14 protein-coding genes are annotated in these 16,898 nt (G+C 69.5%); 6 read left to right on the top strand and 8 right to left on the bottom strand.

Translation table 11 applies throughout. The features are described from left to right. Positions 1-2: 2 nt before the first annotated feature. The 5 genes from ABD808_RS21530 to ABD808_RS21550 form a co-directional block, all read right to left on the bottom strand. On the bottom strand, positions 3-2,234 hold the full coding sequence (locus tag ABD808_RS21530) for a bifunctional glycosyltransferase/CDP-glycerol:glycerophosphate glycerophosphotransferase (protein WP_344899439.1): 2,232 nt from the start codon (positions 2,232-2,234) through the stop codon (positions 3-5). Between the two features lie 59 nt (positions 2,235-2,293). Further along, complete coding sequence (locus tag ABD808_RS21535; RefSeq protein WP_344899441.1) at positions 2,294-3,442, bottom strand: acyltransferase family protein; 1,149 nt, start codon at positions 3,440-3,442, stop codon at positions 2,294-2,296. Between the two features lie 99 nt (positions 3,443-3,541). Continuing rightward, the gene (locus tag ABD808_RS21540; RefSeq protein WP_344899443.1) at positions 3,542-4,732 is read right to left on the bottom strand and encodes an acyltransferase family protein; all 1,191 of its coding nucleotides are present in this window, start codon (positions 4,730-4,732) and stop codon (positions 3,542-3,544) included. Between the two features lie 16 nt (positions 4,733-4,748). Then, a complete protein-coding gene (locus tag ABD808_RS21545; protein ID WP_344899445.1) occupies positions 4,749-6,164 on the bottom strand; it encodes an LCP family protein in 1,416 nt (471 codons plus the stop codon). A 98-nt stretch (positions 6,165-6,262) separates the two neighbouring features. After that, complete coding sequence (locus ABD808_RS21550) at positions 6,263-7,153, bottom strand: TIGR03089 family protein (RefSeq protein WP_344899447.1); 891 nt, start codon at positions 7,151-7,153, stop codon at positions 6,263-6,265. Between the two features lie 207 nt (positions 7,154-7,360). Between ABD808_RS21550 and ABD808_RS21555 the strand changes: the two genes are divergently transcribed. The 3 genes from ABD808_RS21555 to ABD808_RS21565 all read left to right on the top strand — a co-directional run bounded on the left by ABD808_RS21555 (position 7,361) and on the right by ABD808_RS21565 (position 11,567). Beyond that, positions 7,361-9,427: a hypothetical protein gene (locus ABD808_RS21555; protein WP_344899449.1), complete on the top strand. Its 2,067-nt coding sequence runs from the start codon at positions 7,361-7,363 to the stop codon at positions 9,425-9,427. Between the two features lie 99 nt (positions 9,428-9,526). Next, entirely contained in the window at positions 9,527-10,468 is a 942-nt protein-coding gene (locus ABD808_RS21560) for a glycosyltransferase family 2 protein (RefSeq protein WP_344900168.1), read from the top strand. A 4-nt stretch (positions 10,469-10,472) separates the two neighbouring features. Next, a complete protein-coding gene (locus ABD808_RS21565; RefSeq protein ID WP_344899451.1) occupies positions 10,473-11,567 on the top strand; it encodes a glycosyltransferase family 4 protein in 1,095 nt (364 codons plus the stop codon). On the opposite strand, the gene trxA is transcribed toward ABD808_RS21565, so the two are convergent. Together trxA and ABD808_RS21575 are read right to left on the bottom strand one after the other, a co-directional pair. Then, positions 11,548-11,871 carry a thioredoxin gene (gene trxA, locus ABD808_RS21570; RefSeq protein WP_344899453.1) on the bottom strand — a complete coding sequence of 108 codons (324 nt, stop codon included), beginning with the start codon at positions 11,869-11,871 and terminating at the stop codon, positions 11,548-11,550. The two genes, ABD808_RS21565 and trxA, sit on opposite strands and share 20 nt — an antisense overlap. After that, complete coding sequence (locus ABD808_RS21575) at positions 11,868-12,842, bottom strand: lysylphosphatidylglycerol synthase transmembrane domain-containing protein (RefSeq protein ID WP_344899455.1); 975 nt, start codon at positions 12,840-12,842, stop codon at positions 11,868-11,870. Before ABD808_RS21575 ends, trxA begins: the two co-directional genes overlap by 4 nt. Before the next feature lie 59 nt (positions 12,843-12,901). On the opposite strand from ABD808_RS21575, the gene ABD808_RS21580 reads away from it, so the two are divergent. The 3 genes from ABD808_RS21580 to manB all read left to right on the top strand — a co-directional run bounded on the left by ABD808_RS21580 (position 12,902) and on the right by manB (position 16,096). Continuing rightward, positions 12,902-13,606, top strand: coding sequence for a class I SAM-dependent methyltransferase (locus ABD808_RS21580; protein ID WP_344899457.1), 705 nt, complete (start codon positions 12,902-12,904; stop codon positions 13,604-13,606). Between the two features lie 260 nt (positions 13,607-13,866). Next, positions 13,867-15,000 carry a glycosyltransferase family 4 protein gene (locus ABD808_RS21585; RefSeq protein WP_344899459.1) on the top strand — a complete coding sequence of 378 codons (1,134 nt, stop codon included), beginning with the start codon at positions 13,867-13,869 and terminating at the stop codon, positions 14,998-15,000. A 28-nt stretch (positions 15,001-15,028) separates the two neighbouring features. Next, a complete protein-coding gene (gene manB, locus ABD808_RS21590) occupies positions 15,029-16,096 on the top strand; it encodes a mannose-1-phosphate guanylyltransferase (RefSeq protein ID WP_344899461.1) in 1,068 nt (355 codons plus the stop codon). A gap of 7 nt (positions 16,097-16,103) precedes the next feature. Here manB and ABD808_RS21595 read toward each other — a convergent pair whose 3' ends face one another. Next, complete coding sequence (locus ABD808_RS21595; RefSeq protein WP_344899463.1) at positions 16,104-16,619, bottom strand: type 1 periplasmic-binding domain-containing protein; 516 nt, start codon at positions 16,617-16,619, stop codon at positions 16,104-16,106. Positions 16,620-16,898: the final 279 nt, after the last annotated feature.

The raw sequence follows: 16,898 nt of genomic DNA on the forward strand, positions 1-16,898 counted from the left end.
GGTCACTGCGGGGGGTTCTGGATCTTTTCCCCAAGGAACACGCGCCGGACGGCGCGTTCCGCGGCGTGCCCGTCGTCCCACGGGCAGAAACGCGCCCTGAAGTCGGCGCGGTCTTTGGCGGCGGCGTCGCCCCACGCGGCCCGCGAGACGAAGGCGTCGACCAGCTCGTCCTCGGTGGTGGTGACGACGCCGGGCGGCGCGGCCGTCAGGTCGAAGTTGACGCCGCGGGTGAGGCGGTAGGTGTCCCAGTCGTTGGCGTAGATCACGATGGGCCGGTCGTCGAGGTCGGCGTAGTCGAACATGACCGACGAGTAGTCGGTGAGCAGCGCGTCCGACGCGATCATCAGGTCCTCGACGGAGCGGTGCCGGGACACGTCGATGACCCGGTCCTCCGGCCAGCCCAGATCGGCCGCCAGGTTCTTGATCTTGTAGTAGTAGTGCGCCCGGAGCAGCAGCACATGGTCGTCGCCGAGCCGTTCCACGACCCGGCCGATGTCGAACATGGGGCTGTATCGGCGCTGGTAGTCGCGGTGCGTCGGCGCGTACAGGATCGCCGTCGAGCCCTCGGGGACCCCCAGCTCGGCGCGCAGCCGGGCGCGCTCGGCGGCGTCCCCACCGGCGGTGATCAGCCGGTCGTTGCGCGGGTAGCCGATCTCCAGCATCTCGTAGCCGCAGGGGAACCCGCGCTGCCACGCCTCCGTCGACAGCGGGTTGGACGAGACCAGGAAGTCCCAGCGGTCGGACCGGTTGATCAGCGCGGTGAAGTCCATGTCGCCCGCGCCGACAGGGAACTCCATCTGGTCGAGCCCCATCTTCTTCAGCGGCGTGCCGTGCTGGGTCATCAGATGCACCTGCTCGGGCCGCTTCACGTAGAAGTCGGGAAAGTTGACGTTGTTGACGAAGTACTTCGCGCGGGCGAGCGTCCGGTAGTAGTCGGCGGAGCCGGTGACGACGTATTCGACGCCGTCCGGCATGTTCGCGCGGGCCCCCGGCTTCACCACCCACACCGAGTTCAGGTGCGGGGCCAGCTCGCGGACCTTCTCGTAGATCGCCGCCGGGTTGCAGGCGTACCCGCGGTACCAGTAGGCGGCGAACACGGCGAGGTTCTCGTCGATCGGGAGCCGCTGCTGCATCCGGTAGTAGCGGTCCTTGGCGAGGTCCTTGGAGATCCGCACGCCGCGGCGGCCGATGCGGCCGACCTTGCGGTGCCTGCGCCGCGCGGTCTTCGCCTTCTCCTCGGCGGACAGGACGCGAGTGAAGCCCCTGTAGTCGTCCGCCTTGATCATCCGGTGCTTGTCGGCGAGGAACGGCTTGTCCTCCGGGTCGGGCGGGACGTGTCCGTCCGGCTCGTACCGGTTGTACGTCCTCGCCATCTCGGTGAAGAACCGGGCCTTCTCCGACTCGTGGACGCGGTCCTCGCGCTCGATGATGACGAGCAGGTGCCAGATCGTCCGGTCGAACATGAGCTGGCGGAACGGGTCGGCGGCGGCGCCCATCCCGTCCATGAACTCGAAGATGCGGTCGTACTGCGCGAACGCGTCGAAGTGCTTGGCGCCGGTGGTCTTGGTGATCGCCCCGTGGCGGCGCTGCCGGTAGATGTAGCAGACCCGGTCGAGCAGGCTGAGCCGCTCGGCGGCCATCAGGACCGGGTAGGTGACGTTGACGTCCTCGTAGTAGCCACCGCTGAACCGCAGCCCGAGGTCGAGCAGGAACTCCCGGCGGATCGCCTTGTTCCACGCCGTCATCATCATCTCAAGGACGCTCGGACGCTCCTCGAGGGTGAACACGTCCGGTGCGGGCGGCTCGCGGAACAGGTCGTTGATGATGCTCCGCTTGACCTTGCCGCTCCAGTAGGACCGCGCGTAGTCGAAGACCAGCACGTCGGGACGGGTCTCGGCGAGCCGGTCGCAGATCGCGCGGACGGCGCCCTCGGTGGCGTGGTCGTCGCTGTCGAAGAACCAGACGTAGTCGCCGGTCGCCATGTCGAGGCCGATGTTGCGGGCGTGGCCGAGCCCGACGTTCTCGTCGAGATGCCGGACCCGCACGCGCGCGTCGCGTTCGGCGAACTCGTCCAGAATCTCCCCGCATCCGTCCGGCGAATGATCATTGACCGCTATGACCTCAAGGTTCGAAATGTCCGGGTCAAGGATGGAATCGAGGCATTGCCGGATGTACCCCTGCACTTTGTGCACGGGCACGATGATGCTGAGGGAGATGCTGTGGTCACTGCTCACGCGCTGGCCAATCGACGACTTCGGTGAATCTGGACTATACCCACAAGTGTAGGGAAATCTTATGCCGCTTCTTGGGAGGGCTTGAGTAGTCCGCGGCCCTTGGGCTCGACCACGAGGCGCGTAACACGCGCCACGGGCGGCGTGCCGAGAAGCACGCCGAGAGTGAGAGCTCCGATGGTGACGAGTATGAGGCCGGGCGGGCTCTGGATGAAGCGCCCGTCGAAGACGCCACCGTAATACAGCGACTTCACCACAAGGCCGTGCAGCAGATAGATGTACATCGTCCGGGTGCCGAATCCGGTGAACCAGGCGCGCCCGCGCGGGATGACGGTGAGGAACGCCACGCCCAGCACCGTCGCGATGATCATGGCGAGGAACCGGTACGCCATGCCCTCCGTCATGGAGAAGCCCATGTGCTCGTAGCCCTGGTTCCACAGCCGGACGCCGTGCTCGATCTTCGGCACGACGGTGCCGCGCTCCCAGACGTAGGCGATCGGCAGGGCCGCCACCAGCACCGCCGCGCCCGCCCAGCGCGTCCAGCCGCCCCGGTCCCGCAGGGCCTGGACGTGTTCGCGCCTGATCGTCAGGCCGAGGACGAAGAACGGCAGCAGCCCCGCCGTCCGGCACAGCGTCGAGTCGGAATTGAAGCTCCAGCTTCCGCCGACGAGGCTCAGGAAGACCGCCACCGTGACGGGGAAACGCAGATGCGGCCAGAGTGGCGCGCTCAGCCGCCAGAACACCAGCGCGACGACGAACCACATCAGGAACTGCGGGCGGACCAGGCCGGCCAGCTGGAATTCGCCGGTGCTGATGATGCCCACGCCCCGGTAGAGCACATTGAATATCGCGTAAGGGATGATCAATGTCGGGAAGATGCTCCGGAACTTGTCCGTCGACCGCATGAAGCCGCGCGAGAAATAGCCGGAGACGAAGACGAACAACGGCATGTGGAAGCCGTAGACGACCGAATAGGCCGCGTCCGCCGCGTAGCTGTCCTTCTTGAACACCTCCCAGAAATGACCGACCACGACGAGAAGGATCAGGAAGAACTTGACGTTGTCGAAATAGGCGTCGCGTTGCTTCGGGACGCCCGGTGTCGGCGAGCCCGGTTTCCCGGTGTCAGATTTCGCCGGGCTCGAATGCGCCTGGTCCGGTCGAGTGGTGTCCGGCGCGGTGGTGGGCGGGGACGTGCGGAGGATGTCGGTCATGCCGTCGAAAGCCTCGTCGGGTGCGTGCGCGGGGGATGAGCAACGGCGACTCTAGTGGCAGGGTCGCCTGAGCTGTGGCCGGACGCGTGAGGCGACACCTCAGCGCGTCCCGCGACTCGGCTTGCGCAGGGGAGTGAACACCCAGGTCATCTTGGGTTCCAGCGCCCAGCTCATGCACCGGACGACCGGACGGGTGCACAGCGCCGTCCCGACCACGACCGCCCCGCCGACGACCAGCACGACGCCGGGCGGCGTGTGCATCCATCCGGAGCCCCACCAGCCGGTGAAGTCCAGAAGGCGGATGACGAACCCGTGCAGCAGGTAGGCGTACAGCGTCGCCGCGCCCAGCTTCGTGAACCAGTACCGGCGGCGTGGGATCAGGCTGAGGAACGCGGCGACGAGGACCGCCGCGGCCACGAACATCGCCAACCGCATCAGCGTCCCGGTGACGTTGCCGACGCCCAACTCGAAGTTCGGGTGTTTCCAGTAGATCCAGTCACGCGACATGTGGTTCATGACGAGGAACGTGCCGCCGAGCCCGGCGGCGAGCACCACCGCGCCGACGGGCCGCGCGGACGGTCTCTTCAACAGCTCGAAGTGGTGTGGCCGCAGCGTGAGCCCGAGGACGTAGAACGGTAGCAGTCCGATCACTCGGTGAATGTCGAACGTTCCACCGAGGTCACTCATGAACGACAGCAACGCGAACGCCACCGCGACGGCGAGTGGCCACCGGATCTGCTGCCAGACGGGTGTGGAGAGCCGCCACATGAACAGCGCGCACAGGAACCACGTCAGATAGTAAGGACTGAGAAGACTTACCTCTAGTTCGTTGCGTCCCGCGAGCCAGTCGTACAGCGAGTAGGCGATTTCGAACACAACGTAGGGAACACCGACGTTCGTGATGAGTTTTCGGGCCTTGCCGCCCGCGAACGTCCAGTTCCGGGAGAAGTAGCCGGTGATCACGATGAACAGCGGCATGTGGAACATGTAGACGAAGATGTACAGGCCCTTCGCCAACGGAACGTTCAGCAGGTTGGCCAGGGAATGCCCCGCCACCACCAGCAGGATGGCGAAGTACTTCGCGTTGTCGAAGAACGGGTCGCGCTGCTTGCGCGGCGCGGCACCCGGGTCGGTTCCCCGTGTTTCCTGACCGGATCCCCGTGTTTCCTGACCGGATCCCCGTGCGGCCGGGACGGTCCCCGGTGCCTCCGGGACCTGACCCGCCGCCTGCTCCGTGGAGGGCGGCCGGTCTGGACGTGGTGCCGTGTCGGCCTCGGAGGTATTGCTCATACGGGGTGCCCGGTCATTACTCCTTGCAGATGTCGTCGTTGGCGCGGATCTCGCCCTGCTGCTTGGGGATGCCGCCCCCGGCGTTGTTCAGCTTCGTCCAGTCGCCACCGACCACGAGGTCGACGACGCCCGGCGTGGCGCCCTTGGTCCGAGCGGCCGGTTGCGGCTTGCTCGGGATGAGCCCGGCCAGCGACAGGGCCTGCTGGTCGGCACCGGAACCGTACAACACCTTGGTGGCCGTCGTGGACGGGGCGTTCCCGCCGACCGTGACGTGGAAGCCCTGCGACTCCAGATCGTCGGCGACGCGCTTGGCCTGGCCCTGGATGCCGCTGCCGTTGTAGACCCGCACCCGGATCTGGCTCGGCGGGATCTTCACCTCGCCCGCCTTCGGCTCCTTCGGGACGGTCTTGTCGTTGCGGACCGCGGCGAAGAACGGCTCGGCGGCCTGGTTGAGCACCACGCGGTTCCGGTCCAACGGGTCGGGCCCGGACGGGACGGTCACGAACCGCAGCTTGCCGGACGTCATGCCCTGCATCTCCTTGGCGATGTCCCGCATGACCGGCGCGGTCAGTTCCTTGTCGGTGGTGAGCGACTTGGTGACCGCGTTCATCAGGTCGTAGAGCTTCTTGGGGTTGCTGAGCACGCCCGCGCTCATCGCCTTGCTGGCGAGGGCGCCCATGAACTTCTGCTGCCGCTTGATGCGGTCGAGGTCGGAGCCGTCCCCGAGACCGTGCCGGACGCGCACGTACGCCAGCGCCGTCTCGCCCTTGATGACGTGCTCGCCCTTGCCCAGCTTGAGCTTCGACTGCGGGTCGTTGACGGCCTTCGGCAGGCACACCGGCACGCCGCCGACCGCGCTCGTGATGGCCTTGAACCCGGTGAAGTCGACCTGCATGAAGTGGTCGATCCGGATGTTGGAGATGCTCTCGATCGTCTTGATGACGCAGGCCGCGCCGCCGTTGGTGAACGACGAGTTGATCTGTGCGCGGGACTGCGCCGGGATCGTCGTGCCCTTGCGGCTCTTGCAGGCCGGCATCCGCACCATCAGGTCGCGGGGGAAGCTGATGCCCATCGCCTGGCCGCCGCCGGGGGACAGGTGCAGCAGGATCATCGTGTCCGAGCGGGGCGGCTCGTTCTTCAGCGAGCGGCCGTACTTGGCGTTGCCGCCCTCCCGGGTGTCGGACCCGAGCATCAGGATGTTCATCGCGCTGTTCAGCTTCTTCGGCCGGTTCGGGCCGAGCTGGGCGTTGACGTCCTCGTGCGCGATGTTTCCGAACGCCTTGCGGTACAGCCCGTAGGCGGTGAGCGAGCCCGCCACCATCACGGCCGACAGCCCGATGCACACCCATCCGAGGATGCGCCAGCCGCGTCGGGACGACGGCTGCGGGTCGGCGTCGTCGACGTACTCCATGTACATCGGGTTGCTGTTCATCGGCTCCGGGTCCGGGGTGCTGGTGGTACCGGCGGCGGTGCGGGGATCGTCCCCGCACGGGGTGCTGGCAGTTCCGGGGTGGGCAAGGGCAGCGTAGGTCAGGCGAGCCGACGCGGGGACCCGGATGCGTCATTACGTCCGGGCAGACCGGCCACCACCGTCACATGCTCCAGCGTCAGTCGACGGTCTAGTACGGCTTTGTCGAGGTTTCGTTGGATTATGACGGAAGCACCCGAGGCTAGTGGTGCGAGCAAGCCGGTCAGTACCCCGTCGAGTGTGGTGAACGGCATGTGAACCAGAAGGCGATCTCGTGCGTCAAGATCCCATTTTTCGACGGCGGTTCGGGCCGCGCCGACCAGGTCTGCGGCGCTGAATGTGGTCTTTGTCACATTCAGGGCAGGTGTTTCGGACGTCACCTCTGGCCCCGGAACGAACCGGTCCCCATACGCGCGGACCTCCACGGCGTAGTCGGTCACGCCGGGCGGGCACTCCGCGAGCGGACCGCCCAGCGCGTGCAGCGACAGACCGACGATCTCCTCGGCCGCGCCTCCCAGCGCCCCGTCCGCGATCACGTCGTCGAGCACCTCCTGCGCCGCCGCCAGGATGTACGGCTCGGACGTGTCGAAGGGTTCGGACGTCCCAGAGGGGTCGGACGTGTCGGAGGGTTCGGACGTCCCCTGTTTGGACGTCCCCTCCTTGACGGACGCGGGGTCGACGGGTTCGGCGACCAGCCCGGCCGACCAGCAGGCCATCAGCCACACGGCGGTCTGCCAGTGCGGGGGCAGGGCGAGCACGACACGGGTGCCGGGTTCGGCGGCGAGACCGTCCACCAGGAAGTTCGCCGTCTTGGCGACCCAGTTGTCGAACGTGCGCGCCGACAGCTCGACTCGCTCGCCGCTCGCGTCGTCGTAGAAGGTCACCAGCGGACTGGACGGGTCGTCCGCCACCCGCCGCCGCAGCAGCCCGGCGGGCCCGCCGTCGTCTCTCATGTCCGTGCCTCCCGTGGGGGGACATCCCCCCACACCCCCCGGTTCGCTTCGCTCATGGGTTTGAGCGTATGCCCGCATGATCGTCCTTGCGCCATCACGGGGCGGGTCTCCTGTGGGGGGACGTCCCCCCACACCCCCCGGAAACGGGCCGAGGCCGCTACGCTCCGCACGGAACAGGGAGACTTCCACCGGGGCGGGACGGGGATCATGGACGCGGGTCGGCTGCTCGTGCGGGTCACCGTGGCCCCGGCTCTGCTCGTCGCGGCGTGGCTGGTCGTCGCGCTGCCGCTGCTGATGGCGGACGTGTTCCGTCCCGTCCCGGCGATCGCGCTGTTCGTGCCGGTCGCGGCCGTGGCGCTGTGGCTCGGCCTGCGGTCCCGCGCGGGCGAGGCGTTCCGGGACGTGCCGTGGTGGCCGGTCGCCGCCGTCCTCGCGATCACGGTGGCGTTCCTGGTGCTCCAGGTCGTGATGTGCTCGGAGCAGGTCGTCGTCCGCCGCGACCCGGCGTCCTACGTCCAGTTCGCGACGTGGTTGAAGAACGAGGGGTCGCTGCCGATCCCGCTGTCGCAGAGCGCGTTCGGCGGTCCCGACCCGGTGCTGCACTACGACAGTCCCGCCTTCTACCAGCACGACGGCGCGGTCGTCCCGCAGTTCATGGCGGGCCTGCCGCTGGTGCTGGCGCTCGGCGGCTGGGTCGGCGGCACGCACGGCATGCTGCTGATGGCGCCGCTGCTCGGCGCGTGCTGCGTGCTCGCGTTCGCCGGGCTGGTCGCGCGGCTCGTCGGCCCCCGCTGGGCACCGGCCGGGGCGCTGCTGCTGGCGTTGACGCTGCCGATGCTCTACGTGTCCCGCTCCGCGTTCAGCGAGCTGCCCGCGATCGTGCTGCTGCTCGGCGGGCTGTCGCTGATGTACGACGTGCGGGCCGGAAAGGGTGGTTCCGGGGGGTGTGGGGGGGCGCCCCCCCACAACCAACAGGGGCGGGTCGCCGACCTGAAGGCGTTCCTGGGCGGGCTGGCGCTCGGGTTGATCGTCCTCGTCCGCATCGACGGGCTCCGGGACATCCTTCCCGCGTTCGTCTTCGCCGGGCTCTACGTCGCGCGCGGACGGAGCGTCGGTTACTGGACGGCCGCCGGGCTCGTGCTCGGCGCGGGCGCGGGCCTGCTGGAGGGCTTGACCCAGTCGCGGCCGTATCTGTCGTATCTGGGCCCGTCGCTGCGTCCGTTGTTGGCGATCTCCGCGGCGGTCGTCGCGGCGACGATCCTCATGGTGGTGCTGCTGCGGTGGGACCGGACGGGTTCGCGGCTGCGCGGCGCCGGGGCCGCCGTCGCACGCGGACGTCTGCCGGGGGCCGCCGCCGTCCTGACCGTGCTCGTGTTCGTGGGGTTCACGCTTCGTCCGCTGGTGCAGACGGTTCGCCGCGTCCCGGGCACACACGACGACGAGATGAACGTCCGTTTCATCGAGACCGTCCAGCGGATCCAGCACCTTCCGGTCGACGGTACCCGCCAGTACTCGGAGAACTCGCTGTACTGGGTCGCCTGGTACATCGGCGTCCCCGCGCTACTGCTCGCGGTGCTCGGCGCGGCGCTGCTGGTGCGGCGCCTCATGCGCGGACGGTCCACGGAGTGGCTGCTGCCGTACGCGACGGTCGTCTGGACGACCACGCAGGTGCTGGTCAGGCCGGGGATCACGCCCGACCATCCGTGGGCGTCCCGGCGGCTGATCGGCCTCGTCATCCCCGGACTGCTGCTGTTCACCGTCTTCGCGTCGGCGTGGGCGGTGAAGCGCCTCCGCCGCCTCGGGTACGGGCGGCGCACCGTGCGGGTGTGCGCGGTCGTCGGCGTCGCGCTCATGCTGGTCCCGATCGTGCTGACGTCCGGCGGCCTGCTCGTGACCCGGACGGAGCAGCACGAGGTCGCCGCCGTCGACGGCATGTGCGACGCGCTGCCGCCGCGCGGTTCCGTCGTGGTCGTGGAGCAGTCGACCGCCGACCGGTTCCTCCAGGTCGTCCGGGGCATGTGCGGGGTGCCCGCCGCCCGCACCACCGGACGCGCCACGTCCGCCGACGTGCGGCGCGTCATCGCCGGTGTCGCCGGGGCAGGGCGGCGTCCGGTGATCATGGCGGCGCGGCGGTCGGACGTCGCCGAGTACGGCACGCCGCGCCGGGTCCTCCTCGTGCGGACGCGCCAGGACGGACGCACCCTCACCAGTCCGCCCGGCGGGACGTGGGGTCTGTCCATGGAGGTCTGGATCGCCGAGCCGCAGGCCGGTTGAGGCGGCCGTGGCCCGTCCGGGCGAGTATCCTCGCGCTGCGTGAGCACTCAGTCAGCCGAGCCGACGCACTCGCCCACGCCCGCCCCCGAATCCGAGCCCGTGCCCGCACCCGGGCCCGCCCCCGTCGCGGAGTCGGCGGAGCCGGAGTCCCGGCCGGTGCACGTCACCGTCGTCCTGCCCTGCTACAACGAGCAGGACCACGTGATCGACGAGGTCGAGCGCATCTGCAAGGCGATGGACAACAGCGGCAAGACCTACGAGCTGCTCGCCGTGGACGACTGCTCCACCGACGACACCCTCGCGCGGCTCGAGGACGCGGCGCCCCGCTTCCCGCACATGCGCGTCATGGCGTTCCAGCACAACAGCGGGTCGGGCACGGTGCGGCGCATCGGCTCCCAGCAGGCGCGCGGCGACATCGTCGTGTGGACGGACGCCGACATGTCCTACCCCAACGAGCGGATTCCCGAGCTCGTCGACGTCCTCGACTCCGACCCGTCCGTCGACCAGGTCGTCGGCGCCCGCACCACCGAGGAGGGCACGCACAAGGCGCTGCGGGTGCCCGCCAAGTGGTTCATCCGCAAGGTCGCAGAGCGGCTCACCAACACCAAGATCCCCGACCTGAACTCGGGGCTGCGCGCGTTCCGCCGCGAGGTGTCGCTGCCGTATCTGCGGCTGCTGCCGCCCGGCTTCTCCTGCGTCACGACGATCACGATCGCGTTCCTGTCGAACCAGCATCCGGTCCGGTACCTGCCGATCGACTACGCCAAGCGGGCCGGTAAGTCGAAGTTCCACTTCACCAAGGACGCCTACCGCTACATCCTCCAGGTGCTGCGGATGGTGATGTACTTCAACCCGCTCAAGGTGCTGATGCCGCCCGCGCTCTGGCTGATCGTGATCGGGCTGGCCAAGGGCGTGTTCGACATGGTGGTGCACTTCGGCTACTTCGCCAACAACACCATCATGATCTTCGTGACGGGGTTGATCATCGCGTCGCTGGCGTTGCTCGCGGACCTGATCGTCCGGTCGCGCGGGGACGTCTAGCCGGATGCGCGTCGGGATCGTCGGCCCCGCCTTCCCCTACAAGGGCGGCGGCGCGCACCACACCACCGAGCTGGCCCACCGGCTGGCCGCCGCCGGGCACGACGTCGTCATCGAGTCGTGGCGCGCCCAGTATCCGGGGTTCCTGTATCCGGGACAGCAGACGATCTCCGAGCCGGAGGGCGAGCCGTTCCCCGGCACCCGGCACCGGCTCGACTGGCGCCGCCCGGACGGCTGGTGGCGCACCGGCCGCGCGCTGCGCTCGTGCGACCAGGTCGTGCTCGCGGTGCTGAGCCCCGTCCAGGTGCCGTCCTACCTGGGGATCCTGTCGGGTCTCAGACGGCGAACGCCGGTGGTGGCGCTGTGCCACAACGTCCTGCCACACGAACGCAAGCCGTATGACGAGCCGCTCATGAGACGGCTGCTGCGGAAGGTCGACGCTGTCCTCGTGCACTCCGAGGCACAGGCCGCGCTGGCGCGCGGGCTCACCGAACGTCCGGTGCGCGTCGCGGAGATGCCCGCTCATCTGCCGACCTCGGCGGCCGTGGTGGAGCGGGACGACGCCAAGGTCAGGCGTCACCTGCTGTTCTTCGGGATCGTCCGCCCCTACAAGGGCCTGGACGTGCTGCTGCGCGCCCTCGCCGAAGGCCCGGACGGCGTGACGCTCACCGTCGCGGGCGAGTTCTGGGGCGGCGTGGACGAGACCCGCGCGCTCATCGACTCGCTCGGCCTGACGTCCCGCGTGGAGCTACGTCCCGGCTACGTCCCGGCCGCCGACGTTCCCGGCCTGTTCGCGGAGGCCGACGCGCTCGTCCTGCCGTACCGGACGGCGACCGCGTCGCAGAACGTCTGGATGGCCAACGAACAGGGCATTCCGGTGATCGCGACCGATGTCGGCGGGTTCGCCGCGCAGGTCCGCGATGGGGTGGACGGTCTGATCTGCACTCCGGACGACGTCCCGTCCCTGGCCGCCGCCCTGCGCCGCTTCTACACGCCGGGTGAGCCGGAGCGCCTGCGCTCCGGCGTCCGCCCGGTCGACCACGGCCCGTTGTGGGACGCCTATCTCGACGCCCTCACCGGGCTTACAGGTGGGGTTCGATGACCTTCAGCAGGGCGCGCTTCGGCTTGGCGCCGACGATCTGCTCCACGACCTCGCCCTTCTTGAAGAGCAGCAGCGTGGGCAGCCCCAGCACGCCGAACTTGTTCGGCGTCTCGGGGTTCGCATCGTAGTCGATCTTCGCGATCTTGATCTTGCCGTCCTGCTCCTGCGCGATCTGCTCCAGCACGGGGGCGATCATGCGGCAGGGCCCGCACCACTCGGCCCAGAAGTCGACGAGTACCGGGGTGTCGCTGCTGATGACCTCGTCCGCGAACGTCGCGTCGGTCACAGTGATCGGGGCCGTCACGGTCCCTCCTTCGTAGGCTGTGTACCCGTCACAAGCTCCTTGGACGGCCGTTCATTCCCGGGGGCCCGCGCCGTCCGTCCGAGGACGAACGCGACCCCCGCGTTGCCGAGGTCGGCGGCCGTGAGCAGCACCCGGGACGCGATCGCGACCACGACCGGCGCGCCCGCGGGCAGCACCGGCGTCAGCACCACCGTCAGCGCCGCCTCCCGCGCCCCGATGCCGCCGGGCGCGATGAACACCAGGAAGCCCGCGACGAACGCCAGCGCGTACGCGCCGGCCGCCGTGAACGGCAGGCCCTTCCCGTCACCGCCGACCGCCATGCACAGCAACCACGTGTGCACACCGAAAAGAACCCAGCCGAGGACCGTCCACCCAACTGCCTTCAGCGTGACCCTGAGACCCACCGGCCGCTCCAGCGGAGGACGCCGGATGACCCTCAGCATCAGCCCCAGACACCACGTCACGACTCTTGGATGCAACATCGCTAGCAAAACGGGCGCCAGCAGGAACAGCGGCCAGTAGGAGTCGCGTGCCGTGGCGGACGTCAGCGGCAATGTCACCGCCGCGACGGCCAGTCCGCACGCCATGGACGTCGCCACCGCCAGCAGCGTCGACCCGAAACTGCGTTCCGGTGGCACCTCGTGCTCGCGCGTCATCTCGATCTGCGTGACGAGCGCCCACACCTTGCCCGGCACGTACTTGCCGAGCTGCGAGATGCCGTAGATGCGGAACACGGCCCGGATCGTCAACGGCGACCCGAGGCCGCTGAGGAACTCCCGCCACCCGAGCATCCAGGCGAAGATCCCGGCCAGGCCCGCCGCCAGCGCCCCGACGAGCGTCGCCCACGACATCTGCCGGAACGCCTCGACCGTCGCGTCCCACTGGGACGCGACACTGTAGGCGCAGAAGCCCAGCGCGAGCAGTACCAGCACGACGCGCAGCGCCCGCACGGCGACGACCTTCGTCTTCACCCGCCCAGCGTAGGCGAACCCGGCCTCGCGACAGCCCGGGCGCCCTACAGTTGGGGACGATGAAGATTTCGGATGTGGTGGCCTTCATGGGGCACCAGGTGCATGTGTGCCGGTACCGCGAGGCGGGGACGCTCCTCGCCTGGATGGGCCGGGACCTGCGCGGCAAACGCGTCCTCGACGTCGCGGGCGGCGACGGATACTGGGCGGGCCGCGCCCGCAGGCGCGGCGCCGACGCCGTCTCGATCGACCTGGCCCGAGCCAAGATGACCTACGGCCGGACGCTCGCGCACGCGCCCGCGCTGATCGAGTGCGACGCGCTGCGCCTCCCGTTCGGCGACGCCTCGTTCGACGCGATCCTGTCCGTCTGCGCGATCGAGCACTTCGACGACGGCGCGCGTTCGCTGGACGAGATGGCGCGGGTCCTCAAACCCGGCGGTGACATCTTCATGTCCGCCGACGTGCTGAGCCGCGCCGACGCCTGGCCGAAGCTGCGGGACGCGCACAAGTCCAGGTACCACGTCCAGCACACGTACACGCACGACAGCCTGCGCGAACTCATGGCCGAGCGCGGCCTCGACCTGGTCAGGCACAGCTACCAGTTCCGCACGGCCGCCGCCGAACGCCTCTACCTTTCGCTCTCCACCTATGGTGGAAAGGTCGGCTTCAACGCGGCCGCACCGCTGACACCACTGGTCGCCCTCGCCGACCGCAGCGCGCCGAACGAGCGCGGAAGCATCGTTCTCGTCCAGGCTCGCAAAAGGTAGGTGTCGGGGGGTGTGGGGGTCGGCCCCCACATGTGGAAGGTAGGTGTCGGGGGGTGTGGGGGTCGGCCCCCACATGTGGAAGGTAGGTGTCGGGGGGTGTGGGGGTCGGCCCCCACATGTGGAAGGTAGGTGTCGGGAAGTGCGGGGTTCGGCCTCCGAGTGAATCGTGAGGCGAGGGTCCCGCGAAGGGGGCTTCGGCGGGCGTAGGCTCGAACAGTAAAAGGTGATCTACGCCACCACGCTGGATGGGGGAGTGGACAGTGGCGCCTCGCATTCTGCTGGACGCGACCGCCGTACCGGCGGACCGCGGCGGCCTCGGCCGATACGTCGACGGTCTGCTCGGCGCCCTGCACGCGCAGGGAGCCGACCTCGCCGTCGCCTGCCAGCGCGCCGACGAGGAACGGTACGAGGACCTCGTCCCCGGCGCGCGCGTCGTGGCGGGCCCGGCGACCCTGGCGCACCGCGCGACCCGCCTGGCCTGGGAACAGTCCGGCCTGCCGCACGTCGCGGAACGTGTCGCCGCCGACGTCATCCACCTGCCGACCTACACGATGCCGGTGAGCGCCGTGCTGCCGACGGTCGTCACGATCCACGACGTCACGCTGTTCGCCGAGCCGGAGCCGCACGACCCCGTCCGCACCAGCTACGTCAGGTCGGCGACCCGCACCGCCGCCCGCCGCGCGACCCGGCTGATCGCCCCGTCCCGCGCGACCCGCGACGAGCTGGTCCGCGTCCTCGGCGCCGACCCCGCCCACATCGACGTGGCCTACCACGGCGTCGACCACCAGATCTTCCACCGCCCGTCCGAGGCGGAGATCAAGCACCTCTCCGACCGCCTCGGCCTGCACGGCCACCCCTACGTCGCCTACCTGGGCGCGCTGGAGCCGCGCAAGAACGTTCCGAACCTGATCCGCGGTTGGGTCGAGGCATGCCAGGACCGTCCGGACGCCCCCGCCCTCGTCCTGGCGGGCAGCGGCGGCTGGGACGACGAGGTGGACGCCGCCCTGGCGACCGTCCCCCTCGACCTGCGCGTCCTGCGCCCGGGCTATCTCTCCTGGTCGTCCCTCCCCGGCTACTTCGGCGGCGCGCTGGTCGTGGCCCACCCGAGCCGCGGCGAGGGGTTCGGCCTGCCCGTCCTGGAGGCCATGTCGTGCGGCGCGCCCGTCCTCACCACCCGCCGCGGCTCCCTCCCCGAGGTCGGCGGCGACGCCGTCGCCTACACCGAACCCGCGCCGTCCGACATCGCCGCGGCGCTCTCGACGCTCATCGACGACCCGTCCCTCCGCACCGACCTGGCCGATGCCGCGCACACCCGCTCCCAACGGTTCTCCTGGTCCGCCTCAGCGAAGGCGCACCTGGCCTCCTACGAGCGTGCGGTGGAGGCGTCCCGCTAGGCTCGCTCGCACCCGAGAAAGGAACCGAGTGGAAGCGATCCTCCTGGTGGGAGGCCAGGGCACCCGCCTACGCCCCCTGACCATCTCCACCCCCAAACCCCTGCTTCCGACGGCCGGGGTGGCGTTCCTCGCCCACCAGCTGGCGCGCGCCCACGCCGCCGGGGTCACCCGCATCGTGTTCGCGACGTCCTACCGCGCCGAGATGTTCGAGGCCGCCTTCGGTGACCACGCCCACGGCGTCGACCTCACCTACGTCACCGAGGACGAACCCCTCGGCACCGGCGGCGCCATCCGCAACGCGTCCCGCGCCCTCGTCAGCTCCCCCGACGACCCGGTCCTGATCCTGAACGGCGACATCCTCTCCGGCCACGACGTCCAGGCCCAAGTAGACCTGCACGAAAAGACCAACGCCGCGGTGACGCTCCACCTGACCGAGGTCGACGACCCGTCCCGCTTCGGCTGCGTCCCCACCGACACGAACGGCCGCGTAACGGCCTTCCTGGAGAAGACCCCGCACCCGGTGACCAACCAGATCAACGCGGGTTGCTACGTCTTCCGCCGCTCCGCCATAGAAACGATCCCCGAAGACGAAGTAGTTTCAGTAGAACGCGAAACGTTCCCCTCCCTGATCGCCTCCGGCGCCCCGGTCATGGGCCACGTCGAATCGGCCTACTGGCTGGACGTGGGCACGCCCGAAGCCTTCATCCAGGGTTCCCGAGACCTGGTCCTGGGCACCCTGACGTCCCCCGCCATGCCCGGCCCCCCAGGCGACCGCCTGACCCTCCCAGGCGCGACGGTCGCTCCCGGCGCGGTGGTCCGAGGCGGCACGACCGTAGGCCGCAACGCCGTAATCGAGTCGGGTGCCACGGTGACGGGCAGCATCCTCCTGGACGAGGCCCACGTGGCCGAGGGCGCCACCGTCCGCGACTCCGTCCTCAGCCGCGCCGCCCGAGTAGGTCCAGGCGCCGTCCTGGACGGCGTGGTCCTGGGCGACGGCGCCGTAGTGGGCCCCGGCAACGAACTCCGCCCCGGCCTCCGCGTCTGGCCAGGCATAGAACTCCCCCCGACCGCCATCCGCTTCTCCACCGACGCCTGACCGCTCCTCAGGCGACCGCGTCGGAAACGACGCGTTCCGCGGCGGCGGGCACGGTCACCGCCGACGTGTCCGCCGCGACGAGATTCGGCCCCGCCCCGCCCACCCCGAACACGACGAACCGGGCCGTACCGAAACTCGGGGCGTTCGCGGTCACGGTGCGGGTGGCGAGATCTCCGGCCGCCAGGATGATGCCGCAGTGCCGTTGCACGAGGCTCGCGAGGTAGGGCCGCGCGTTGGCGACCGTCGCCGGATCGGGGACGGCGAGGTACTGGATCTTGGCATGGGTCTTCAGCGACGCCCGCTGCATGCCCTTCCACACGGGTGCGGCGTCCTTGCCGGTGATGCCATGCGAGTCGGTGAGCAGACACGCCTTGAAGGCAAGATACTGCCTGGCCCGCGGCTCGTGAGACGGGCGCAGAACGGCGAACAGAACGCCACCCGTCACCGCCGCCGCGACCGCGACACAGACCCCGGCCCGCCACCCGGGGGAGAGCCGCCGCCACCGATCGCACCCGCCCCTCACACCTCCCGCCGCCACCTTGGCCAGAGCCCCCAAAGGCCTCTCGCCGAGTCCGCGTCTCGTGTCGCCGGGGGGTGGTGGCATGGGGCCCTCGTTTCTTCCGGAACCTCGACTGGACCCGGCCACGGCAACGGCCGGAGCCGTGAATCCGGTTTCCGGATGATCGTTCTCCCCGCGGGTTCCGAGACCGAAACCTGGGCTGCCGGATCCGGCTGTGGCCGGATCCGGAGTCTTGCCCTCTGCAAGAGTCGGGATTACTTTTCGGCTGTTTGGAACTTTTAG

Source organism: Actinomadura meridiana (assembly GCF_039537545.1).
Lineage (GTDB): Bacteria > Actinomycetota > Actinomycetes > Streptosporangiales > Streptosporangiaceae > Spirillospora > Spirillospora meridiana.